General features: G+C 63.9%; 13 protein-coding genes. 12 read left to right on the top strand and 1 reads right to left on the bottom strand.

What is annotated here, in order from left to right:
• Window positions 1-334: 334 nt before the first annotated feature.
• The 8 genes from IVA75_RS21280 (at window position 335) to IVA75_RS21245 (ending at window position 12,579) form a co-directional block, all read left to right on the top strand.
• Window positions 335-1,351 (top strand): amino acid ABC transporter substrate-binding protein, encoded by a 1,017-nt coding sequence (locus IVA75_RS21280; RefSeq protein WP_027569961.1) that lies wholly within the window; start codon window positions 335-337, stop codon window positions 1,349-1,351.
• Between the two features lie 25 nt (window positions 1,352-1,376).
• Window positions 1,377-2,582: an ABC transporter permease subunit gene (locus IVA75_RS21275; RefSeq protein ID WP_247286121.1), complete on the top strand. Its 1,206-nt coding sequence runs from the start codon at window positions 1,377-1,379 to the stop codon at window positions 2,580-2,582.
• Window positions 2,579-4,099 carry an amino acid ABC transporter permease gene (locus tag IVA75_RS21270; protein ID WP_247286119.1) on the top strand — a complete coding sequence of 507 codons (1,521 nt, stop codon included), beginning with the start codon at window positions 2,579-2,581 and terminating at the stop codon, window positions 4,097-4,099. Before IVA75_RS21275 ends, IVA75_RS21270 begins: the two co-directional genes overlap by 4 nt.
• An 11-nt stretch (window positions 4,100-4,110) precedes the next feature.
• A complete protein-coding gene (locus IVA75_RS21265; protein ID WP_247286117.1) occupies window positions 4,111-4,848 on the top strand; it encodes an amino acid ABC transporter ATP-binding protein in 738 nt (245 codons plus the stop codon).
• A 100-nt stretch (window positions 4,849-4,948) separates the two neighbouring features.
• Window positions 4,949-7,213, top strand: a complete 2,265-nt coding sequence (locus IVA75_RS21260) for a tetratricopeptide repeat protein (RefSeq protein WP_247286114.1) — start codon at window positions 4,949-4,951, stop codon at window positions 7,211-7,213.
• A gap of 98 nt (window positions 7,214-7,311) precedes the next feature.
• Window positions 7,312-9,555 (top strand): glycosyltransferase family 41 protein, encoded by a 2,244-nt coding sequence (locus IVA75_RS21255; protein ID WP_247286112.1) that lies wholly within the window; start codon window positions 7,312-7,314, stop codon window positions 9,553-9,555.
• A 113-nt stretch (window positions 9,556-9,668) separates the two neighbouring features.
• On the top strand, window positions 9,669-11,909 hold the full coding sequence (locus IVA75_RS21250; RefSeq protein ID WP_247286110.1) for a glycosyltransferase family 41 protein: 2,241 nt from the start codon (window positions 9,669-9,671) through the stop codon (window positions 11,907-11,909).
• A 136-nt stretch (window positions 11,910-12,045) separates the two neighbouring features.
• Window positions 12,046-12,579 carry a DUF805 domain-containing protein gene (locus IVA75_RS21245; protein ID WP_247286108.1) on the top strand — a complete coding sequence of 178 codons (534 nt, stop codon included), beginning with the start codon at window positions 12,046-12,048 and terminating at the stop codon, window positions 12,577-12,579.
• Here the strand turns inward: IVA75_RS21245 and IVA75_RS21240 are convergent.
• Window positions 12,576-13,610 (bottom strand): cysteine synthase A, encoded by a 1,035-nt coding sequence (locus IVA75_RS21240; protein WP_027566889.1) that lies wholly within the window; start codon window positions 13,608-13,610, stop codon window positions 12,576-12,578. The two genes, IVA75_RS21245 and IVA75_RS21240, sit on opposite strands and share 4 nt — an antisense overlap.
• 771 nt (window positions 13,611-14,381) lie before the next feature.
• Between IVA75_RS21240 and IVA75_RS21235 the strand changes: the two genes are divergently transcribed.
• From IVA75_RS21235 to IVA75_RS21220, 4 genes are read left to right on the top strand one after another with little or no spacing between them, the layout of a single operon-like run.
• Complete coding sequence (locus tag IVA75_RS21235) at window positions 14,382-15,833, top strand: efflux transporter outer membrane subunit (RefSeq protein ID WP_247286750.1); 1,452 nt, start codon at window positions 14,382-14,384, stop codon at window positions 15,831-15,833.
• Window positions 15,823-17,232 (top strand): efflux RND transporter periplasmic adaptor subunit, encoded by a 1,410-nt coding sequence (locus tag IVA75_RS21230; RefSeq protein ID WP_247286106.1) that lies wholly within the window; start codon window positions 15,823-15,825, stop codon window positions 17,230-17,232. Before IVA75_RS21235 ends, IVA75_RS21230 begins: the two co-directional genes overlap by 11 nt.
• A 36-nt stretch (window positions 17,233-17,268) precedes the next feature.
• A complete protein-coding gene (locus tag IVA75_RS21225) occupies window positions 17,269-20,418 on the top strand; it encodes an efflux RND transporter permease subunit (RefSeq protein ID WP_247286105.1) in 3,150 nt (1,049 codons plus the stop codon).
• A complete protein-coding gene (locus IVA75_RS21220) occupies window positions 20,418-23,522 on the top strand; it encodes an efflux RND transporter permease subunit (RefSeq protein ID WP_247286104.1) in 3,105 nt (1,034 codons plus the stop codon). Before IVA75_RS21225 ends, IVA75_RS21220 begins: the two co-directional genes overlap by 1 nt.
• Window positions 23,523-23,535 lie beyond the last annotated feature (13 nt).

Below are 23,535 nucleotides of genomic sequence, written 5' to 3'. Positions count from 1 at the left end.
CCGCTGTCGTTAATAACAGAACACAGAAGAGTCCCGTCAACCCCTTGACCCGGCACGCCAGTCGTTCTGTTATCGCAGGTGCTATTCAGTCGCCGCATGTTGAGGGGCCTGCCGCGACCTTCGATCCATCGCCTGACCGGACCTAGCGCCACAGCCATAACGGCGGGCGCCTTTCGGCGAGGATTAAGGCAAGGCCTCCCGGGATCGGCGGGTGATCGGCAAGGTTTTCCAGCATGACTCTTGCAGGGCTGGTCTTGATACGGCTAGCCCTGGCAGAGACGATCGCAAAGACAACGTTCCTGACCTTGAGACGACTTTGAAAGGCCCAAAGCCCATGAAACGCGTAACCCTGGCTCTCACTCTCGCTCTCGCCGCCGGCCTGACTGCCCAAGCCGCCCATGCGCAAACGCTCAAGACCGTCAAGGACCGGGGCATGCTGTCCTGCGGTGTCAGTCAGGGTCTGCCCGGCTTCTCCTCGCCGGACGACAAGGGCAACTGGACCGGGCTTGACGTCGACGTCTGCCGCGCGATCGCCGGGGCGATCTTCAACGATCCGACCAAGGTCAAATACGTGCCGCTCTCCGCCAAGGACCGCTTCACGGCGCTGCAATCCGGCGAAGTCGACGTGCTGTCGCGCAACACCACCTGGACCATCTCGCGCGATACCTCGCTCGGCGCCAACTTCACCGGCGTGACTTATTATGACGGGCAAGGTTTCATGGTGAAGAAGTCGCTCAAGGTGAACTCGGCGCTCGAGCTCAACAGCGCCTCGGTCTGCGTCCAGACCGGCACCACCACCGAGCAGAATCTCGCCGACTACTTCAAGGCCAACAACATGAAGTACGAGGTGATCGCGTTCGGCACCAACGACGAAACGGTCAAGGCCTACGAGGCCGGGCGCTGCGACGTCTTCACCACCGACCAGTCGGGCCTGTACGCCAACCGCCTGAAGCTTGCCAATCCCGGCGATCACATGGTGCTGCCGGAAATCATCTCGAAGGAGCCGCTCGGACCAATGGTGCGCCACGGCGACGACCAATGGTTCGACATCGTGAAATGGACGCTGTTTGCCATGATCACCGCCGAAGAGCTCGGCGTGACCGCGAAGAACGTCGACGAGAAGACGAAACAGGAAAATCCGGAGTTGAAGCGCGTCCTCGGTACCGACGGCAATTTCGGTGAACAGCTCGGCCTGAGCAAGGACTGGGTGGTGCGCATCGTGAAGGCCGTCGGCAATTACGGCGAGGTGTTCGACCGCAACGTCGGCGCAGGCTCGCCGCTTGGTATCAGTCGGGGTCTCAACAATCTCTGGAACAAGGGCGGTCTCCAGTACGCGCCGCCGATCCGCTGACCCCGCCTGATCCGCGCTCGCGGCGATGAGCATCGAGGCTCGCAAACCCCCGCCCCAGATCGCGCTGAAGATCAGGCGCGTGCTGGGAGGCAAGACAGGCTGGAACGGCATCGCCGTCCAGTTTGCCTTCGCTGCGGTCCTGGGCTGGATTGCCTATGAAATCGTCTCCAACGCCCGCGCCAACCTCGAGAACCAGCACATTGCGGCCGGCTTCGGCTTCCTCGCGAACAACGCCGGTTTCGACGTCAATCAGACGCTGATCTCGTATACCGGCTCAGACACGTTCCTGCGCGTATTCCTGGTCGGGCTCCTCAACACGCTCGTGGTCTCGGTGGTGGGCATCGTGTTCGCCACCGTGATCGGCTTCATTGTCGCGCTGTGCCGGCTGTCGCCCAACTGGCTGCTCGCGCGCATTGGCGAAATCTATGTCGAGATCATCCGCAACCTGCCGGTGCTGTTTCAGATCCTGTTCTGGTACCTGGCGGTGCTCGCGGCCTTGCCCAATCCACGACAAAGCATTTCGCTGCTCGGCATCGCTTTCGTCAGCAATCGCGGTCTCGTCATTCCCCGCCCGATCGGCGAGAGCGGATTCGAGGCGTTTCTTGTGGTGCTGGCGCTCGGCATCGTGGCTTCGGTGGCGCTGCGCATCCATGCGCGCCGGGCGCTGTTCCAGCGCGGTCAGGTGATCCGGATCTGGCCCTATGTGCTGGGGCTGCTGTTCGGACTGCCGCTCGTCACCATGCTGGTAGCGGGTCTGCCCTTCACCTTCGAGCTGCCGCAGCTCAAGGGCTTCAATTTCGCCGGCGGCTCGCGCATCATCCCGGAGTTCGTGGCGCTCACGTTGGCCTTGTCGACCTATACGGCCGCCTTCATCGCCGAGATCGTGCGCGCGGGCATCCTCTCCGTCCACAGCGGACAGATGGAGGCGGGATCGTCGCTGGGCCTGAGCCGCGGCACTACGCTGCGCTTGGTCGTCGTGCCGCAGGCGATGCGCGTCATCGTTCCGCCGCTGACCAACCAGTACCTCAACCTCACCAAGAATTCGTCGCTGGCCGTCGCGATCGGCTATCCCGACCTCGTCTCCGTGTTCGCCGGCACGTCGCTGAGTCAGACCGGGCAGGCCATCGAGATCATCGCCATGACGATGGGCGTCTATCTCCTGATCTCGCTGATCACCAGCGCCGTCATGAGCGTCTACGGTTGGCGCATCAGCCGGAGTCTCGGCGCATGAGCGATATCAGCTCGTCCAGTTTCGTCCGCCAGGATCTTCTGGATGAGCGTCCCGCGCCGGTGAAGACCACGGGCTTCGTCGGCCTGGTACGGACGCGCCTGTTCAACTCGCCGACCAACATCCTGCTCACGATGGTCGGCGCCTTGCTGCTGTGGTTCACCGTCATTCCTTCCGTCAAATTCCTGATGGTCGACGCAGTCTGGACCGGCAAGGATCGCACCGCCTGCCTCGCCGAGAACGCCGGCTTTGCGGTCGGTGCCTGCTGGCCCTACATCCAGGCCAAGCTGCCGCAACTGATCTACGGCTTCTACCCCGAAGCCGAACGCTGGCGGGTCGACCTCACGCTCGTCCTGTCAGTGGTTCTGTTGGTGCCGTTGCTCATTCCGCGGCTGCCCTCGAAAGGATTGAACGCAGGCCTGTTCTTTTTTGCGTTTCCAGTGGTTGCATTCTTTCTGCTGCATGGCGGCGGCATCAAGGGATTTGGCCTGAGCTGGACCGCTGACCTGCTGCAATTATTCGACGACAGCATCATCGGCGCCGGGCAGGCTCTGCTCAGTCTCGGCAAGACGTCCTCTGCCGCACCGGTGTTGTGGGTCGTCGGCAATGTCATCGTGCTCGTGGGTAACCTGATCTACTGGCTGATCTTTCCGCTGACCTGGCTGCGAGATCAGCTGCACGGGACAGGCCAGTCGATCTGGGCCGATTTCGCCATCACCGCCGCGATCGTCTCCCTGATCGCCTTCGTTCTCGGCGGCGGCCTCCGCACCGGGGGGCGGGCCCTGACGTCCAGCATCGCCACCTTCGTCGCCATCGCAATCGTGATCAAGCTGATGGGGCTCGATCACGGCGGACTGCCGATCGTGCAGACCAACCTGTGGGGCGGGCTTCTGGTGACGCTGGTGGTCTCTGTTACCGGCATTGTCACCTCGCTGCCGATCGGCATTGCGCTGGCGCTTGGCCGCCGCTCGACCATTCCGCTGATCCGGATCTTCTCGATAGCCTTCATCGAGTTCTGGCGCGGCGTGCCGCTGATCACCGTCCTGTTCTTCGCCACTTACATGCTGCCGCTGTTTCTCCCGGGCAATTTCACGGTCGACGGGTTGGTGCGTGCGCTGATTGGAATTTCGCTGTTCACCGGCGCCTATCAGGCCGAGAACGTCCGCGGCGGGCTGGCCGCCATCCCGCGCGGGCAGGGCGAGGCGGCCGCGGCATTGGGGCTGTCCTGGTGGAAGACGACCTCGCTGATCGTTCTGCCGCAGGCGCTGCGCCACGTCATTCCGAACCTCGTCAACAGCTTCATCTCGCTGTTCAAGGACACATCGCTGGTCTCGATCGTGGCGCTGTTTGATCTCTTGGGCTCGCTGCGGGCGTCGTTCTCGGATCCTAAATGGTCGTCGCCGTCGACCGCGTTCACCGGGTTCGCCTTCGCCGGGATCATCTACTTCATCTTCTGCTTTGGAATGTCGCGCTACTCGCTCTTCGTCGAGCACCGCCTCAACGCTCACCGCCGCAACTGATCGAGGTCACCATGTCCGACCCCATCGTCAAGATATCCGGCCTGAACAAATGGTACGGCGAGTTTCACGTGCTGCGCGACATCGACCTTGCGGTCGAGAAGGGCGAGCGCATCGTGATCTGCGGCCCCTCCGGCTCCGGCAAGTCGACGCTGATCCGCTGTATCAACGCGCTCGAGGAGTTTCAGGAAGGCGAGATCGTCGTTGATGGCATCGAGCTCGGGCCGAACCTGAAGCACGTCGACGCGGTGCGGCGCGAAGTCGGCATGGTGTTCCAGAGCTTCAACCTGTTTCCGCACCTCTCTGTGCTGGACAATTGCACGTTGGCGCCGATCTGGGTGCGCAACATCCCCAAGAAGGACGCCGAGGCAGCGGCAATGAAGTTTCTGGAGCGGGTCAAGATCCCGCACCAGGCCAACAAATTTCCGGGACAGATGTCCGGCGGTCAGCAGCAGCGCGTCGCGATCGCCCGCGCGCTGACGATGAACCCGAAGGTGATGCTGTTCGACGAGCCGACCTCGGCGCTCGACCCCGAAATGGTCAAGGAGGTGCTGGACACCATGGTGGACCTTGCCGAGGAGGGCATGACCATGCTGGTCGTTACCCACGAGATGGGCTTTGCCCGCGAGGTCGCCAACCGCGTGGTGTTCATGGACGCGGGCCAGATCATCGAAGCCAACACGCCCAAAGAGTTCTTCGCGGCCCCGCAGCACGCCCGCACAAAACTGTTCCTGAGCCAGATCCTGCGCTGAGCGCCTGCAATCCGGTGGCGTCGCGGGTCCAGCCGATCCGCCAGCTTGGCACCATGCGAATCGGCCAGCCTCTTTTCGGGCCATCCTCCGGAGAGAGACTTTGCAGAGCAGCGCCGGCGCGCGCGCATTCCAGAACGCGCGATTACAAAAGAAATTGAAGAAGCAGGCGGACGCGCTTATGTCCGCCGCGGTTCAGGCACTCGGGCAGGGCCGATACGCGGAGGTCGAGACACTCTGCCGCCGGATTTTGACGGAGGTTCCGGATCATTTCGACGCCGCTCACCTGCTCGGCCTGCGCGCGTATGATGGCGGGCGGCTCGACGAGGCGCAACAACTGCTCGAGCGCGCGACGGCGCTCGATCCGCGTTCGCCCGATGCCCATGGTAATCTCGGAGCAGTGTATTTCACCCTCCAGAAGTTTCAGGACGCTCGCGCATGCCAGGAGAAGGCGATTGCGCTGAAGCCGAATTCTCCAATCGCCTTGACCAATCTCGGCAATACGCTGCTGCACATGGGCCTCGCCGAGCAGGCTATCGAGCTGCACGAACGCGCTATCAGGCTGAAGCCGGACTATGCCGATGCATTTTGCAATCGGGGCATGGCGGAGCTGATCGAAGGTCACTTCCAGCGCGCCAAGGGGAGTTTCGATCGCGCCCTCGCTTTTCAGCCGCGCCACGCGGAAGCGATCGCGGGCAAGGGCATGGTATGCATCGAGCTCCGGCACTACGGAGAGGCGGCCGCAGCCATCGCGGCAGGGCTCGCGATCAAGCCGGATTCGCCGAAGATTCTGGCGCAGCGCGGACGGCTCAATCTCGATCTGTCGCGGCTGGAGCAGGCGCTCGCGGACTTTGATGGGGCGCTGGAGCTTTCGCCAAGGCTCGAAGTGGCCTTGCAGGGAAAGGCGCAAGTCAACCTTGTCAGGGGCAACACGGCCGGGGCGATTGCGGCGGTCAAGACGTTGCTCGAGGAAAATCCGCGGTCCGACATCGGAATTGCGCTTCTGGCTTCCTGCTATGCGAGCCAGGGAGACATCGCGACTGCGCTCGAACATCTCGACGCGGGGCTGGCAATCGCGCCTGATTATGCGGACTTGATCGGGCGCAAGATCTTCTTTCTGGACTATCTCCCCGACGCCGATTTTGCGGTTCAGCAGGCCGCACGAAAGCAGTGGTGGGACGCGATCGGCGCCAGATTGCCGCAAAGCGCGTTGTCGTCCCGCAAGCTCGATGGGGACAAGCGGATATTGATCGGATACGTCGCTTCCGAATTCAGGAACCACTCCGCAGCATTCGCTCTGTTACCGGTACTGCGCCATCATGATCATGCCAGGTTCGAGATCGTCTGCTATTCGTGCTCGCCATTACGAGATGAGATAACCGACGAATTCAGGTCCATGGCGGACGTCTGGGTCGATGCCTGGCAGCTTTCGGACGACGAGCTGGCCGATCGCATTCAGGCCGACGGGATCGATATACTGATCGACGTGTCCGGGCATTCGACCGGCAACAGGCTCCATGTCTTCGCCCGCAAGCCGGCCCCGATCCAGGTCACGGGGTTTGGTCACGCCACTGGTACGGGCCTTCAGACCATGGACCATGTGCTCGCCGATCCCATCTTCATTCCGCAATCGGCGCGACATCTGCTGGCTGAAAAGGTTTACGACCTGCCGTGCCTGATCACGATCGATCCCATCCTGGATGTGCCGCCCTCGGAGCTTCCCATGCTCCGCAACGGCCATGTGACCTTCGGCGTATTCAACCGCATCTACAAGATCTCGGACGAGGCCATCCGGGTGTGGTCGAAAGTGATGCGCGAGGTGACGGGTTCGAAGATCATCATCAAGCATACCCTGCTCGACGATCCCATGCTGCGCGACAATTTGGTCGCGCGGTTCGTGGCACAGGGAATTGCCGAGGAGAATGTCACCTGCCTGGGCTCGTCGCCGCGCCACGAGCACTTGCGGGCGTTTGCGAACGTCGACATATCGCTCGACACGTTCCCGCAAAACGGCGGCGTCAGCACCTGGGAATCGCTCTATGCGGGCGTGCCGGTCGTAGCCAAGCTCGGCAACGGTGCATCGTCGCGCGCCGGCGGGTCGATCGTGGCTGCGGTCGGTCTCGATGACTGGGTCGCCGATAATGACGAGGGCTATGCCGCGATCGCATCCAAATATGCGGCACAGCCGGCGCATCTGGCGAAGCTGCGCGCGGACTTGCCGGCCCGGATCGCAGCGTCCCCCGCCGGCAACGTCGAAATCTACACGCGCGAGGTCGAAGCGGCTTATCGCCAGTTCTGGCGCGACTATTGCGCCGCGGCTTCGAAGGGCGGCGACGTGCGTAGGAGGCCAGCGGCGCCGGGCCGCTGAGCCCCGGGAAATCCCGGGGTATCACCGCGCCGGCTGACCGGCCGGCCAGGCCTGCGAATCAGTTAGACTCTCGCCGGGCTATCCCTCGGAGAGACACCTTGCAGACCAGCGGCGCCGGCGCGCGGGCATTTCAGAACGCGCGATTGCAGAAGAAATTGATGAAGCAGGCCGACGCCGTCCTCTCCGCCGCGGCTAGCGCCTATGGCCGGGGTCGATATGCCGAGACCGAAGCACTCTGCCGGGATATCCTGAAGGCGCTGCCCGATCATGTCGACGCGATGCACCTGCTCGGCATGTGCGCGCATGACGGTCGCCGCCTGGAGGAGGCGCAACAGCTGCTCGAGCGCGTGATTGCACTCGATCCGCGACTGCATGATGCCCACAACAACCTCGCCACCGTGCATTTCGACCTCGGCAATTACGAGGAGGCGCGGCGGTGCCAGGAGAGGGCCATCGCGCTAAAGCCGAATTTTGCGGTCGCGCTGACCAACCTCGGCAACACGCTGATGCATCTGGGGCAGTACGAACAGGCGCTGGAGCTGCATGAGCGCGCCATCAAGATCAAGCCGGATTATGCCGATGCATGCTGCAATCGCGGCATGGTCGAAATTGTGCTTGGACAGATCATGCGCGCCAAGGAAAGCTTCGATCGCGCCCTGCTGTTTCAGCCCCGTCACGCCGAGGCCATCGTCGGCAGCGGCATGGTCAGCATGGAGCTGCGGCATCACGACGAGGCGGCCGCCAAGTTTGCCATGGCGCTCGCGATCAAACCCGGCTCGCCGAGGATCGTGGCCCAACGCGGGCGGCTCAGTTTCGAGTTGCAGCGCCTGGAGCCCGCGCTTGCGGATTTCGAGGCGGCGCTTGCGATCTCGCCCAAGCTCGAGCTGGCGCTGCGCGGCAAGGCCCAGACCTGCCTCGTCATGGGAAAGACCGCGCAAGCGATGGCGGCCGCAGCGGCCCTGATCGAGCAAAATCCGCGCTCCGAGATGGGGCTGGCGCTGATGGGCTTCTCGTATTCGAACCAGGGGGACATGGACGCCGCGATCGAATATCTCGATCGTGCGCTGGCGCTCCGGCCGGATTATGGGGATGCGATCAGAGGAAAGATCTTCCTGGAGGACTACCGCGCCGAGGCCGATTTCGTGGTCCAGCAGGCGGTGCGAAAATCCTGGTGGGACCAGATCGGCTCCAAACAGCCGCGAAGGGAGCTGCCGAAGCGGCCGCTGGATCCGGAGAAGCGGATCGTGGTCGGCTATGTCGCTGCCGAATTCCGGCAGCACTCCGCGGGGCTCACGCTGCTGCCGGTGCTGCGCCATCACGATCACACCAAATTCGAAATCATCTGCTACTATTCTTGGCCGGGCGGGGACGAGTACACCGCCATGTTCAAATCGTTGGCGGACGTCTGGGTCGAAGCCTGGGGGCTTTCGGATGACGAGCTTGCCGATCGTATCCAGGCGGACAATGTCGACATCCTGATCGACGTTTCGGGGCACACGACCGGAAACAGGCTGCTGACTTTCGCTCGGAAGCCGGCCCCGATCCAGGCCACTGGCTTCGGACACGCGACAGGCACGGGCATGCCGACCATGGACTACGTGCTCGCGGATCCCATTTTCATTCCGCCGTCGGTTCGGCATCTGTTTGCCGAGAAAATCCACGATCTGCCGTGCCTGATCACGATTGAACCAGTCTCGGATCTGCAGCCCTCAGAGCTGCCGATGCTCCGCAACGGCTACGTCACTTTCGGTGTGTTCAACCGCATTTACAAAATCTCGGATGATGCGATCCGTGTTTGGTCGCGCATCATGCGGGAGCTGCCGGGATCGAAGATCATCCTCAAGCATGGTCTGCTCGATGATCCGCTGCTGCGCGATAGCCTGATCGCGCGTTTCCTGGCGCAGGGTGTTGTCGAAGAGAGCCTCACCTGCCTCGGCACCACCTCGCGCGACGACCATCTGGCGGCTTTCGCCCAAGTCGATATTTCCTTCGACACGTTCCCGCAAAATGGCGGCATCAGCACCTGGGAATCTCTCTACAAGGGCGTTCCCGTCGTTGCCAAGCTCGGCAACGGTGCCTCCTCGCGTGCTGGCGCCTCCATCGTGACCGCCGTCGGGCTCGGCGACTGGGTCGCGGAAGATGACGATGGCTATGTCGAGATCGCCCGCAAATTTGCGTCACAGCCCGAGTATCTGGCGAGATTGCGCGCGGATTTGCCGGCTCGGATCGCGGTTTCGCCCGCGGGCAATGTCGAGACCTACACGCGCGAGCTCGAGGTGGGTTACCGAAAGTTCTGGCGCGACTATTGTGCCGCCGCCTCGAGTGACGGCGGCGTTGCGTAGGCGAGGCCTGCGTTGAGCACCGGCATCTTCCGGAGATTGCCGGGCCGCCTAAACCAGACGGCCTTGGCCGCGAATCAGCTAGAATCCTCCCGGGCATCCTCCGGAGAGAATCCTTGCAGAGCAGCGGCGCCGGCGCGCGCGCGTTCCAGAACGCGCGGTTGCAGAAGAAATTGAAGAAGCAGGCGGACGCGATCATTTCGACCGCGAATACGGCCTATGGCCAGGGCCGGTATGCGGAGACCGAGGCACTCTGCCGCCAGATCCTCAATGAACTTCCGGAGCATTTCGGCGCCTTGCACCTGCTTGGCTTGGGCGCATTCGCGAGCCGACACTTCGAGGCAGCGAAACAGGCCTTCAAATATGCCGTAACGGTCGACCCACGCTCGGCACAGGCTTTTTCCGATTTGGGAGCCACGCATTTCGCACTTGGGGAATATGAGGACGCGCGTACATCCCTGGAGCGGGCCATCGCGTTGAAGCCGAGCTTCCCCATGGCCTTGGCCAACCTCGGCAATACCCTGTTGCATCTCAACCGCGTCGAGCAGGCTATCGAATCGTACGATCGCGCGATCGGGCTGAAGCCCGATCATGCCGATGCGCTCTGCAATCGCGGCCTGGCAGAGCTTGCGCTGCGCCAGCTTGATCGCGCCAAACAGAGCTTCGAGCGCGCACTGTTGTTTCAGCCGCGAAACGTGGAGGCGCTCGTCGGCAAAGGTTTAGTCAATATCGAGCTCAAAAACTTTGACGAGGCCAAGGGCGCGCTGGAGGCGGCGCTCGCGATCAGGCCGGGTTCGGCGAAGATCCTGGCGAATCGTGGACGGCTCAATCTTGAGGCGTCGAGCCTGGAACAGGCGGCGGCGGACTTTGATGCGGCCCTTGCGCTTGCGCCCAAGCTCGAGGTGGCCCTGCAGGGGAAGGCACAAGTCGCGCTTGCCATGGGAAACACGGCGCAAGCGATTCTGGCGTGCACCACGTTGCTTGAGGAATATCCACGCTCCGCAATCGCGATGGCGCTGCTGAGCGCTTGTTTTGCCAACCAGGGCGAAATCGCGTCGGCGATCGAGCTACTCGATGCGGCGCTGGCCATTGTACCGGATGCGTCCTTGATCGGCCGGAAGATCTTCTTTCTCGACTATCTTTCCGACGCCGATTTCGCGGTTCAGCAGGCCGCACGAAAGCAGTGGTGGGACGCGATCGGCTCGAAGTTGCCGCGAAGGATTCTTGCCCCCCGGCAGCTTGATCCCGACAAGCGGATCGTGGTCGGCTATGTTGCTGCCGAATTTTGGCATCACTCGGCGGCGTTCGCTCTGTTGCCAGTGCTGCGCCACCATGACCACGCCAGGTTCGAGATCGTCTGCTATTCGTGCTCGCCGGTAAGAGATGAGATCACCGCCGCATTCAGATCCTCGGCGGACGTCTGGGTCGACGCCTGGCAGATGTCGGACGACGAACTGGCCGATCGCATTCAGGCTGACAAGGTCGATATCCTGATCGACGTGTCCGGGCACACGACCGGCAACAGGCTCCATGTCTTCGCCCGCAAGCCGGCCCCGATCCAGGTCTCGGGGTTTGGTCACGCCACGGGCACGGGCCTTCAGACCATGGACTACGTGCTCGCGGATCCGGTCTTCATTCCGCAATCGGCGCGCCATCTGCTGGCTGAAAAGGTTTACGACCTGCCGTGCCTGATCACGATCGACCCCATTTTGGATCTACCTGCATCGGAGCCGCCCATGCTCCGCAATGGTTATGTCACCTTCGGCGTGTTCAACCGCATCTACAAGATCTCGGACGAGGCCATCCGGGTGTGGTCGAAAGTGATGCGCGAGGTGACGGGTTCGAAGATCATCATCAAGCATACCCTGCTCGACGATCCCATGCTGCGCGACAATTTGGTCGCGCGGTTCGTGGCACAGGGAATTGCCGAGGAGAATGTCACCTGCCTGGGCTCGTCGCCGCGCCACGAGCACTTGCGGGCGTTTGCGAACGTCGACATATCGCTCGACACGTTCCCGCAAAACGGCGGCGTCAGCACCTGGGAATCGCTCTATGCGGGCGTGCCGGTCGTAGCCAAGCTCGGCAACGGTGCATCGTCGCGCGCCGGCGGGTCGATCGTGGCTGCGGTCGGTCTCGATGACTGGGTCGCCGATAATGACGAGGGCTATGCCGCGATCGCATCCAAATATGCGGCACAGCCGGCGCATCTGGCGAAGCTGCGCGCGGACTTGCCGGCCCGGATCGCAGCGTCCCCCGCCGGCAACGTCGAAATCTACACGCGCGAGGTCGAGGCGGCTTACCGCCAGTTCTGGCGCAACTATTGTGCTGCGGCCTCGGAAGGCGGCGAGGGCGCCTGACCGTGCCGGGTGGAGCGAAGCCTCGAATCGCGCCGGCCACCTTAGTCCTCCGGAAACCATGCGGCGCTGCGCGACCGTGCAGGTTCATGGCTCCGAAAGCTATCTCTGGGCATGTGGCGCCAAAAAGGGTGCGCTAATGCTCGGTTTCGTCTTCGGCTTGAACGCCCGGCTCGGGCGATTGCATTTCTTCCTCGCGACGGTCGCGCTTGCGATCGTGATGACGGCGATCTGCTTTGCAATCGCAATGGCCGTGCTGAACAACACCTCGCCCGGCGCGATCCGACCCGAAGACCTCACCAAGAGCTGGGCGATGATGGTCGCAATCGTGTTCTTCGGAGTTGCGACCGTCACGCTGCAATCGATGCGCATCCGCGACATCGGCTGGGATCCGGTCTGCGTGGTGCCTGCCTGGTTCGCGCTCATGATCGTCGACCATGTCGTCGCGGGCCGGTTTCCGGCCTGGGCAATTGGGCAGGAGCACCAGGCAACGGCGATCGGCGCGCTCGTCAACCTCGCGCTGATGTTCGCGCTCATGTTCTGGCCGAGCGGCGACAGCGAAGGCTCCTACGGCGCTCCCCTCCCGCCGCGCACGCGCGCGAACAAGCCTTCGCTATCGAACGAGCGCCTCGCGCGGGTGTCGCAGGGATCGTCGCGGCCGACTTGGGGCTAGACGAACGGCAGCTTGATGTTGCTGCGCTTCTCCAGCCATTCAGGCACAGGAAGGCTCTTGGCGCGCATGAAGTCGGCGTTGAACAGCTTCGACTGGTAACGGCTGCCAGAATCGCAGAGCACGGTGACGATCGTCTTGCCGGGCCCGAGCTGTTTCGCGAGACGCATCGCGCCGGCAACGTTGATGCCGGTCGAGCCGCCGAGGCACAAGCCTTCGTGCTGGAGCAGTTCGTAGATCACCGTAACTGCTTCCGCATCGGGAATGAGATAAGCGTCATCGACCTTTGCGCTCTCGACGATTGCGGTCGCGCGGTTGAGGCCGATGCCCTCGGTGATCGAGCCGCCCGGCGTCGCCTTGGCATCGCCCGTTCTGAAATATTCATACATGCCGGCGCCGTGCGGGTCGGCGCAGGCGATCCTGACATCTTTGCTCTTCTCTTTCAGGAAGCGGCTGGTGCCGGCGAGCGTGCCGCCGCTGCCGACCGAGCAGACGAAACCGTCGATCTTGCCGCCGGTCTGCTCCCAGATCTCGGGACCTGTGGACTCGTAATGCGCCTTCGCATTGTCGAGGTTGTTCCACTGGTCGGCGAACAGCACGCCGTTCGGCTCGGTCTTGCGCAGCTCGTCAGCAAGACGGCGGCCGACATGCTGGTAGTTGTTCGGATTGGAATAGGGCAGTGCCGGTGATTCCAGCAGCTCGGCGCCGCACAGCTTCAGGAAATCCTTCTTCTCCTGGCTCTGCGTCTCCGGGATCACGATCAGCGTGCGGTAACCGCGCGCGCTGGCCACGACCGCAAGGCCGATGCCGGTATTGCCGGCGGTCGATTCCACGACGAGACCGCCGGGCTTGAGCTCGCCGCGCTTCTCGGCCTCCAGGATCATCCATTTGCCGGCGCGATCCTTCACCGACTGGCCGGGATTCATGAACTCGGCCTTGCCCAGGATGGTGCAGCCGGTCAGTTCGGAAGCGCGCTTAAGCTTGATCAGCGGGGTGTTGCCGATGGCTTCGACAACGTCGTTGTTGATGGTCATGTCTGGGCAAATCACTGGCAAAGGGGTTGATCAGGTTGGCCAGAACCTAGTGCTTGGGAGGCCAAAGGGGAAGGCTTTTGCGCTGCGGCGAAACCGGCGGAAGTGCCCGTCGAAGCAGTGAAATTCTTGCGAGGGACGATGGCCGATGATGCTGGGCTACGCGGCGCCGACAACAGAGGAAGATCGGGTCGGACTCTGCCAAAACATGGAAGATTACGGCCGTCGTCAGCGCACTCGCGACAATTCATCGCCTTTGGGCGGGACGCGTCGATAACGACGCGCGTGGATAGCCTGCAGAAGCCGGCAGACATATCGGCACGACGAATGCCTGTTTATTTTCGACGGTAAACAACCTCGTGGACCGGCTCGGACGGCTTCGCGACCAGCTCTGAAGCCGGATTGCGAGCGCTACGGACGAATTAAAGCCACTGAAGTTGGTGTGGCGGCAATATCACATGAAATGTTGGTAAGCTTGAATGCGCTCCGGAACGGCTTCGGGATTCGAGAAAGTACTGCAGGACAGAGACTTTTTGCAATTTGTTCGCCGCGGGATCGTCGCACTTTGGCGACCATCTCGCAACTGCGGGACTGTCCCGCTGTTCCGCACCCGGCTAGTATGGGTGTCCGGTTCCGTAGAAAGCCACACCTTGTGAACGAGTTGTCCAAAGCCCCCCGACTGTGCCGCCGCGAATCGGTTACTCCAGCTGCGCGGTGGCGGCTCGATCTGCCCGGCGGGGGGTATGTGTGACACAGGATGTTCCTGCGATCGCTGTGCGGCGTTCCCCAGGCGCCACGTCCCGGACGCAACGTGCGGCGCGCTGGCTTGCGGTCGTTTGCCTTGCCGCCGGCTCGGGCGCTTGCGTGTTGACGCAGGATCTACCTGATCCCGCGCTCGACGTTCCCACGCAGTACAAATACGCGGGCAAGGCGGATGCCCCGCCGTCGCTGGATTGGTGGCGCAGCTTCCGCTCGTCGGAGCTGACACAGCTGATGGAGGAGGCGCAGACCGTCAACCTCGACATTGCCGCCGCCGTGTCGCGCATCGTCGAGGCTGACGCGCAGGCGCGGCAGGCGGGTGCGGCGCTGCTGCCGAGCCTTTCCGGCACCGGGCAGGAGGCCTATTCGCGCACCTCCGGCTCCTCCGCCTCGGGGCTCACCAATGGCGGCCGTGAGGTCGTCAACTACCAGGCTTCGCTGAGCGCAAGCTACCAGCTCGATTTCTGGGGCCAGAACCGGGACGCCCTGCAAACGGCGGAAGAGACGGCAAATGCCAACCGCTTCGATCGCGACGTCGTTGCGCTGACGACGCTTGCAGGCGTCGCCAACGCCTATTTCCAGGTGCTGGCCTCACAGGATCGCATCAGAACCTCACAGCGCAACATCGCGAGCGCACAGCGCATCCTCGATGCCGTCAGGGAACGGCGCAAGGCCGGCACCGGTACCGATCTCGACGTCGCCCAGCAGGAGAGCGTGCTCGCAAACCAGAAGGCACTGGTGCCGCCGCTGCGCCAGACGCTCGACCAGAACGTCAATGCGCTTGCAGTCCTGGTGTCGCGGCCGCCGGAGAGCGTGCGCGTGCTCGGCGGCTCGCTGAACCGGATCGCTATACCCCGCGTGACACCCGGTCTGCCGTCCGAGCTCTTGACCCAGCGCCCCGACATTCGTCGGCAGGAGGCGCAGCTCGCCTCGGCGACGGCGAATGTCGGCAATGCCCGCGCGCAGTTCTTTCCGACGATCCAGCTGACCGGCAATGGCGGCTATCAGAGCTCCGCCCTGGTCTCGCTGTTTCAGCCGCATGCGGCGTTCTTCCAGCTGGTTGGCAGCGCGACGCAGCCGATCTTCGACGGCGGCAAGATCCTCGGCAATTTCGAGTTTGCCAAGGCGCGGCAGGACGAACTGCTGCAGACCTACCGCAAGACCATCATTCAATCCTTTGCCGACGTTGATAACGCGCTGTTCTCGATCAAGCAAACCACGATCAGGCTGCAATTGCAGCGTGACGTCCTCAACGCCTCCCGCCGCGCATTCGATCTCTCCGAACAGCAATTGCGCGCCGGCACCGCCGACATCGTCACCGTGCTCAACACGCAACTGACCCTGTTCCAGGCGGAAGACGCGCTGTCGCAGGCGCAACTTGCCCGCCTTCTTGCTATCGTCAGCCTGTATCAGGCGCTCGGCGGCGGCTGGGAGCCGAGGATGGAGAAACCGGTCAATGCTCTTTAAGCCGGATACGAAGCAAGGCGCGAAGGAGGGAACGGCGAAGAAGTCGCGCGGGCGCGGCTTCATCATGACCCTGATCACGCTGGCGATCCTCGGCGGGCTCGGCTACTACGGCTGGACCACTTGGCATCAGCAGCCGCAGCAGGCGAACGGTCGCAATCAACGACCCGATCTCCCGGTCCCGGTGCTGGCGGCGACGCCGCGCATCCAGGACGTTCCCGTTTATCTCGACGGCGTCGGTGCGATCCGCGCACTCAACACCGTGACCGTTCGCTCACAGGTCGACGGCAAGCTGATCGCGGTGAATTTCACCGAGGGACAGGACGTCAAGAAAGGCGATGTGGTCGGCGAGATCGACCCGGCGCTCTATCAGGCGACGTACGATCAGGCCGTCGCGAAGAAGGCCCAGGACCAGGCCCAGCTCGCCAACCAGCGTATCGACCTCACGCGCTACGAGCAGTTAGCTGCCTCCAATGCCGGATCCAAGCAGCAGGCCGACACCCAGCGCGCGCTGGTCGCGCAGACGGAGGCGCTGGTGAAGGCCGATCAGGCCGCGATCGACAATGCGGCGGCGACGCTGAGCTACACCAAGATCGTGGCGCCGATCTCGGGCCGCGCCGGCCTGCGCCAGGTCGACCAAGGCAACATCATCCACGCCTCCGACACCACCGGCCTCGTGGTGATCACGCAATTGCAGCCGATCGCGGTGTGGTTCAGCCTGCCGCAGCAGCAGATCATGCGGGTCAACGCCGCGGCGGCGAAGGGCGCGCTCGCGGTCGACGTGTTCGGCAATGACGGCCTCACCGTGATCGACACCGGCAAGCTCACCGGCATCGACAACCAGGTCGACCAGACCACGGGAACGCTCAGGCTCAAGGCCGAATTCCCCAACGCCAATTACCAGCTCTGGCCCGGCCAGTTCGTCAATGTCCGTCTCAAGGTCGAGACCTTGACGCAGGCGCTGGTGGTGCCGACCTCGGCCGTGCAGCGCGGACCGATCGGCACCTTCAGCTATGTCATCGGCGAGGATAACGTGGTTGCGGCCAAGCCGGTGACGGTGACGCAGCAGAACGAGCATGACGCCGTGATCGCCAGCGGCCTGTCGCCGACCGACAAGGTCGTCACCACCGGCTTTGCCAATCTGTCCGATGGCTCCAAGGTGGTCATCGGGCGCGACGACCAGACCCCGTCGGCCGATCTGGCGCCGCGCAAGCGCTCGCGCGGGCCGGATGGTCAGAAGAAGGACGGCGCAAAAGACGGCCAGAAGGACGGACAAGACAAGGACGGCGAGTTCCGCGCCAAGCGCAAGAGTAGCGAAGGCGACCAGAAAGGCCAGACCGGACCGGCACCAGGGCCTCCGTCAAGTCCAGGTGCATCGGGAAGTGGAGCCAAGCAGCCATGATCCCGACAACAGCCGCCTGAGCGGCAGGCGCATCCCATGGGCGTCTCCGAACCCTTCATCCGACGGCCGATCGCGACCTCGTTGCTCGGCATCGCGCTTCTGATTGGCGGGCTGCTCGGCTATTTCGCGCTGCCGGTGTCCGCGCTGCCGCAGGTCGATTTCCCGACCGTGCAGGTGACGACGCAATTGCCCGGTGCGAGCCCCGACGTGATCGCCTCGCTGATCACCGCGCCGCTGGAGCGGCAACTCGGCCAGATCCCGTCGCTGTCGGCGATGAACTCGACGAGCTCGTTCGGCGTCAGCCAGATCTCGCTCCAGTTTGATCTCAACCGCGACATCGACGGCGCGACCCAGGACGTCCAGGCCGCGATAAACGCTGCGGCCGGCGTGCTGCCCAAGACGCTGCCTTATCCGCCGACCTACGCCAAGGTGAACCCGGCCGATGCGCCGGTGATGACGTTGGCGCTACGCTCCGACACGATCTCGTTGCGGGCGATGAGCGACATCGCCGACACGCTTCTGGCGCAGCGGCTGAGCCAGATTTCCGGCGTCGGGCGCGTCTCTGTGCTCGGCGGACTGAAGCCAGCCGTCCGCATCCAGGCGGATCTCGCGCGGCTGGCCGCCTATGGCATCGCCATGGAAGACCTGCGCACCGCGATCGCCAATGCCAACGTCTCCGGGCCGAAAGGCTCGCTCGACGGCGCGCAGCAATCCTACATCATCGCCGCCAACGACCAGATCGCCGCCGCCGACGCCTACAAGCCCGTCATCATCGCCTACCGCAACGGCTCCCCCGTCACCATCGCCGACGTGGCGCAGATCGTCGATGGGCTCGAGAACGACCGCACCGGCGGCTGGTACCAGGGCTCGCCCGCCGTCATCATCGACATCCAGCGTCAGCCGGGCGCCAATGTGATCGACGTCGTCAGCCAGATCCGCGCGGAAATCCCAAAGGTTCAACGCGCTATTCCGGCCGGCGTGAACCTCACCATCGTCTCCGACCGCACCGTCACCATCCGTGCCTCGGTCCGCGACGTGCAGTTCACGCTGATCCTGAGCGTCGTGCTGGTGACGCTGGTGGTGCTGCTGTTCCTGCGTTCGCTGCGGGCCACGCTGATCGCCGGCGTGGCGCTGCCGCTGTCGCTGATCACCAGCTTCGGCATCATGTATTTCGCCGGCTTCAGCCTCGACAATCTATCGCTGATGGCGCTCACCATCGGCACCGGCTTCGTCGTCGACGACGCCATCGTCATGATCGAGAACATCGTCCGCCACATGGAAAACGGCGATAGCGCGATGGAGGCTTCGCTAAAGGGCGCCAGCGAGATCGGCTTCACCGTGATCTCGCTGACGGTGTCGCTGATCGCGGTGTTCATCCCGCTGCTGTTCATGTCGGGCCTTGTGGGCCGCATGTTCCGCGAATTCGCGCTGACGCTGACGATCGCGGTCGTGACTTCGGCCGTCGTCTCGCTGACGCTGACGCCGATGATGTGCTCGCGCCTGCTGAAGCATGCCCATGAAGAGCTGGCAGTGCCGGGTCTTGCCGCGGTCAGCCGCTTCATCGACCGCACCGTCGAATTCTATCACCGCACGCTGCTCTGGGTGCTGGAGCGCCAGCGCGCGACGCTGGTCGTGACCTTCGCCACGCTGATTGCGACCCTGGCGCTCTATGTCGTCGCGCCAAAGGGCTTCCTGCCGCTGCAGGACACTGCCTCGATCACGGCGGTGACGGAAGCCGGTCCGGACGTGTCGTTCGCGGAGATGCAGAAGCGGCAAGCCGCGGCGGCCGACGCCATCAAGGCCGACCCCGATGTAACAGGCGTGGTCTCGGTGATCGGTGCTGGTTCGGTCAATCCGACCACCAATGTCGGCCGTCTTGTCATGACGCTGAAACCTCGCGGCGAGCGGCGCGATGATGTCAGCGTGGTCATCACCCGGCTGAAGGAGCGAGTGGCCGCCATCCCCGGCATGACCGTCTATTTCCAGCCGGTGCAGGACGTGCAGATCTCGACCCAGTCGAGCCGCTCGCAATACCAGTACACGCTGACCGGCACCGACGCTGCCCTGGTGTCGGAATGGGCGCGCAAGCTGGTTGCCGAGATGCGGCGCGATCCGCTGTTCCGCGACGTCTCCTCGGAGGCGCAGGAAGGCGGTCTGCGGGCGCAGCTCACGGTCGATCGCACCCGCGCCGGCCAGCTCGGCGTCAGCCTCCAGGGCATCACCGACACGCTCAACGACGCCTTCGCGCAGCGGCAAATCTCGACCATCTACGGCCAGGCCAACCAGTACCGCGTGGTGCTGGAAGCGCTGCCGATGTACCAGCGCGATCCCTCGATCCTGTCGAAGCTCTATCTGCCGGGCGCGGCGAGCGCGACTGCCGGCGCGCCCAACGCACAGGTGCCGCTCTCCGCCGTGGCGACGCTGACCCGCACCACCGCGCCGCTCGCGATTTCGCACCAGGCGCAATTCCCGTCGATCTCGCTCAGCTTCAATCTCGCCCCGGGCGCGGCGCTGGGCGACGCTGTCGAGGCCGTGAAGACCATCGAGACCCGGATCGAGATGCCCAACAGCATCGTCGGCGTCTATGCCGGCGACGCCGCCGAATTCGCCAAGGCGTTGGCGGGCCAGCCCTGGCTGCTGCTCGCCGCCGTCATCACGATCTACATCGTGCTCGGCGTGCTCTATGAGAGCTACATCCACCCGATCACGATCCTCTCGACGCTGCCCTCGGCCGGCGTCGGCGCGATCCTGGCGCTGATGCTGTGCGGGCAGGATCTCTCGGTGATCGGGTTGATCGGCATCATCCTGTTGATGGGCATCGTCAAGAAGAACGCGATCATGATGATCGATTTCGCGCTCGAGGCCGAGCGCGGGCAGGGGATGCCGGCGCATGAGGCGATCGTGCAGGCCTGCCTCTTGCGCTTCCGCCCGATCATGATGACGACGCTGGCCGCGCTGTTCGGAGCGCTGCCGCTGGCGATCGAGAGCGGCACCGGCGCCGAGCTGCGCTTTCCGCTCGGCATCTCCATCATCGGCGGCCTGCTGCTCAGCCAATTGCTCACGCTCTACACCACGCCGGTGATCTATCTCGCACTCGACCGCATCAACCGCCGCCTCGAGCACGCGCTGCCGCCGGCGGAGTCCGGCGGGCCGCCCGTCGCGGGCGCGACCGAGGGGATGCAGTGATGGCATCGATCTCGGAGCCCTTCATCCGCCGCCCGGTCGCGACCACGCTGCTGTCGATCGGGTTGTTCCTGCTGGGTATCGTGGCCTACGAGTTCCTCCCGGTCGCCTCGGTTCCGAACGTCGATTTCCCCGCCATCTTCGTTTCCGCCAGCCGTCCCGGCGCCGACCCGTCCGTGATGGCCGCGACGGTCGCCTCGCCATTGGAGCGGCGGCTCGGCGAGATTGCGGGCATCAACCAGATCACCTCCACCTCGTCGCTCGGCACGACCAACATCCAGCTCCAGTTCGACATCGGCCGCAACATCGACAAGGCCGCACGTGACGTGCAGGCGGCGATCAACGCGTCGCTGGTCGACCTGCCCAGCGATTTGCCGACGCTGCCGCGCTTCCGCAAGGCCAACACTGCCGGCGCTCCCGTGTTCGTGCTGGCGCTGACCTCGAAGACGCTGTCCGCAAGCGCAATCTACGACGTCGCCGATACGGTTTTGGCGCAGCGCATCTCGCAGGTGCCGGGCGTCGGCGACGTCACGGTGTCCGGCGCCGATCAGCCGGCGGTGCGGGTGCAGCTCAATCCCGTTGCGCTGTCGAACGCCGGCATCGCCACCGACGACGTGCGGACTGCGATCATCAACGCCAACCCGCTCGGTCCGGTCGGCATCTTCAACGGCGAGCGCCAGAGTGAAACGCTGTCGCTCAACAGGCAGATGCGGACCGCGAAAGCGTTCCGCGACATCGTCATCAAGAGCTCGAACGGCAATTTCGTCCGGCTGGCCGACGTCGCCGACATCGAGGACTCCGTCCGCAACGCCCGTTCCATCGCCTGGTTCAACAAGCAGCCGGCGGTGCTGATCCAGATCACCAAGCAGGGCGATGCCAATGTCATCGACACCGTCGACCGGGTGAAGGCGTTGATCCCCGCGCTGAAGCAGTGGATTCCGGCCGGCGTCGATATCTCCACCTTGGTCGACCGCACCAGCACGATTCGCGCCAGCGTGCTCGACATGCAGTGGACCTTGTTCGCGACGGCCATTCTCGTAATGGTCGTCGTGTTCGTATTCCTGCGGCGGCTCACGCCGACGATCGCGGCCGGAATCTCCGTGCCGCTGGCGCTGGCCGGGACCTGCGCCGGCATGTGGGTCGCCGGCTTCTCGATCGACAATCTGTCGCTGATGGCGCTGGCGATCTCCGTCGGCTTCGTGGTCGATGACGCCATCGTCATGATCGAGAACATGTACCGCAACCTCGAGCACGGCATGCGGCCGCTCCAGGCGGCATTGGACGGCGCCCGGCAGATCGGCTTCACCGTGGTGTCGATCAGCCTGTCGCTGATCGCGGCGTTCACGCCGCTGATCTTCATGGACGGCATCGTCGGCCGGCTGCTGCGCGAGTTCTCGCTGACGCTGACCTTCGCCATCCTGGTCTCGACGCTGGTGTCGCTCACGGTGACGCCGATGATCTGCGCGCACTACATCCGGCAGACTACGTCCGGCACGGCGACCCTGTTCGACCGGATCATCGAGGGCTCGTTGTCGCGCATCGTCGCTTTCTACACCCGCACCTTGCGCACCGTGCTGGAATATCCGCTGCTGACGCTGCTGGTGTTCTTCGCCACTATCGCGTTGACGGTGACGCTCTACATCAAGATCCCCAAGGGCTATTTCCCGACCGACGATTCCGGCTTCGTTATCGGGGCGACGCGCGCCTCGGCCGACATCTCGTTTCAGTCGATGCTGAGCCTGCAGCAGCGGCTCGCCGACATCGTGATGCAGGATCCGGCCGTGGCCGGCATCGGCTCCACCGTCGGCAGCGGCGGCGGGCCGGGCGGTGCGACCTCCAATCGCGGCACCATGTTCATCAGCCTGAAGCCGCCGGAGGAGCGCGACCACGTCTCGACCCAGGTGGTGATCGACCGTCTCAGGCGAGCGTTATACCCGGTGCCCGGCATCCGGCTGTTCATGTTCGCCGCCCAGGACGTGCGCGCCGGCGGACGGCAGAGCGATTCCGACTACCAATATACGTTGACCAGCACCGATCTCGGTTTGCTCCAAAAGTGGGCGCCGATCGTGGCCAAGCGCATGGAGAGCGTCGAGGGCATCACCGACATCTCCAGCGACCGCGATCCCGGCGGGCTTCAACTGACCTTGTCGATCGACCGCCAGAAGGCCTCGGCGCTTGGCGTCCGCGTCCAGGATATCGACAACGCGCTCAACAACGCCTTCTCGCAGCGCCAGATCGGGATCATCTACACCCAGCGCAACCAGTACATGACCGTGCTGGAGATCGACCCGAAATTCCAGGTCGACCCGTCCAACCTCGAACGCATCTATGTCGCCGGCGCGGGCGACGCGCAGGTGCCGCTGTCGGCCGTGGTGCATGCGACGCGCGGGCTGGCCGCGCTCGCGGTCTATCATTCGCAATCGTTCCCATCGACCACCGTGTCGTTCAATCTGTTGCCGGACGTGCAGATCCAGGCCGCAACGCAGAACATCCAGCGCGCGGTCGAGGAGTTGCACATGCCGGAGGGCATTCGCGGCAGTTTTGACGGCAATGCCGGCGATTTCGCCAAGACCAGCGGCCGCCAGCCGCTCCTGATCCTCGGCGCGCTGGTGGCGATGTATATTGTGCTCGGCGTGCTCTATGAGAGCCTCGCCCATCCGCTGACGATCATCTCGACGCTGCCCTCGGCGGGTCTGGGCGCGCTGCTGGCCTTGCAGCTCACCAACACGCCGCTGACGGTGATCGCCTTCGTCGGCATCATCCTGTTGATCGGCATCGTCAAGAAGAACGGCATCATGATGGTGGATTTCGCGCTCGATGCCGAGCGCCAGCGCGGCCTGTCTTCGGCAGAGGCAATCTTCGAGGCCTGCCAGGCACGCTTCCGGCCGATCCTGATGACGACGATGGCGGCGCTGTTCGCCGGCATTCCACTGGTGGTCGCGACCGGGCCCGGCACGGAGCTCCGCCGACCTCTTGGCATCACCATCATCGGCGGGCTGTTCGTGTCGCAGATCCTGACGCTCTACACCACGCCCGTGATCTACCTGCTGATCGACCGCCTGCGCCGACGGCGCGAGCCGCGCCCGCTGCCCGCGCCGGCGGAATAGGCGGGTTGTTGAA

This window comes from Bradyrhizobium sp. 134 (genome assembly GCF_023074155.1).
Classification (GTDB): Bacteria; Pseudomonadota; Alphaproteobacteria; order Rhizobiales; family Xanthobacteraceae; genus Bradyrhizobium.
Note: the sequence above shows the minus strand (reverse complement) of the source record. Positions and strands in the feature narration are given on the sequence as shown.

What these genes read in the sequence shown, in the direction of transcription:
- IVA75_RS21275 (WP_247286121.1), top strand. Translation starts at nt 1,377, where the DNA reads ATGAGCATCGAGGCTCGCAAACCCCCGCCCCAGATCGCGCTGAAGATC.
- IVA75_RS21245 (WP_247286108.1), top strand. Translation starts at nt 12,046, where the DNA reads ATGCTCGGTTTCGTCTTCGGCTTGAACGCCCGGCTCGGGCGATTGCAT.
- IVA75_RS21225 (WP_247286105.1), top strand. Translation starts at nt 17,269, where the DNA reads ATGGGCGTCTCCGAACCCTTCATCCGACGGCCGATCGCGACCTCGTTG.
- IVA75_RS21230 (WP_247286106.1), top strand. Translation starts at nt 15,823, where the DNA reads ATGCTCTTTAAGCCGGATACGAAGCAAGGCGCGAAGGAGGGAACGGCG.
- IVA75_RS21270 (WP_247286119.1), top strand. Translation starts at nt 2,579, where the DNA reads ATGAGCGATATCAGCTCGTCCAGTTTCGTCCGCCAGGATCTTCTGGAT.
- IVA75_RS21265 (WP_247286117.1), top strand. Translation starts at nt 4,111, where the DNA reads ATGTCCGACCCCATCGTCAAGATATCCGGCCTGAACAAATGGTACGGC.
- IVA75_RS21240 (WP_027566889.1), bottom strand. Translation starts at nt 13,610, where the DNA reads ATGACCATCAACAACGACGTTGTCGAAGCCATCGGCAACACCCCGCTG.
- IVA75_RS21280 (WP_027569961.1), top strand. Translation starts at nt 335, where the DNA reads ATGAAACGCGTAACCCTGGCTCTCACTCTCGCTCTCGCCGCCGGCCTG.
- IVA75_RS21220 (WP_247286104.1), top strand. Translation starts at nt 20,418, where the DNA reads ATGGCATCGATCTCGGAGCCCTTCATCCGCCGCCCGGTCGCGACCACG.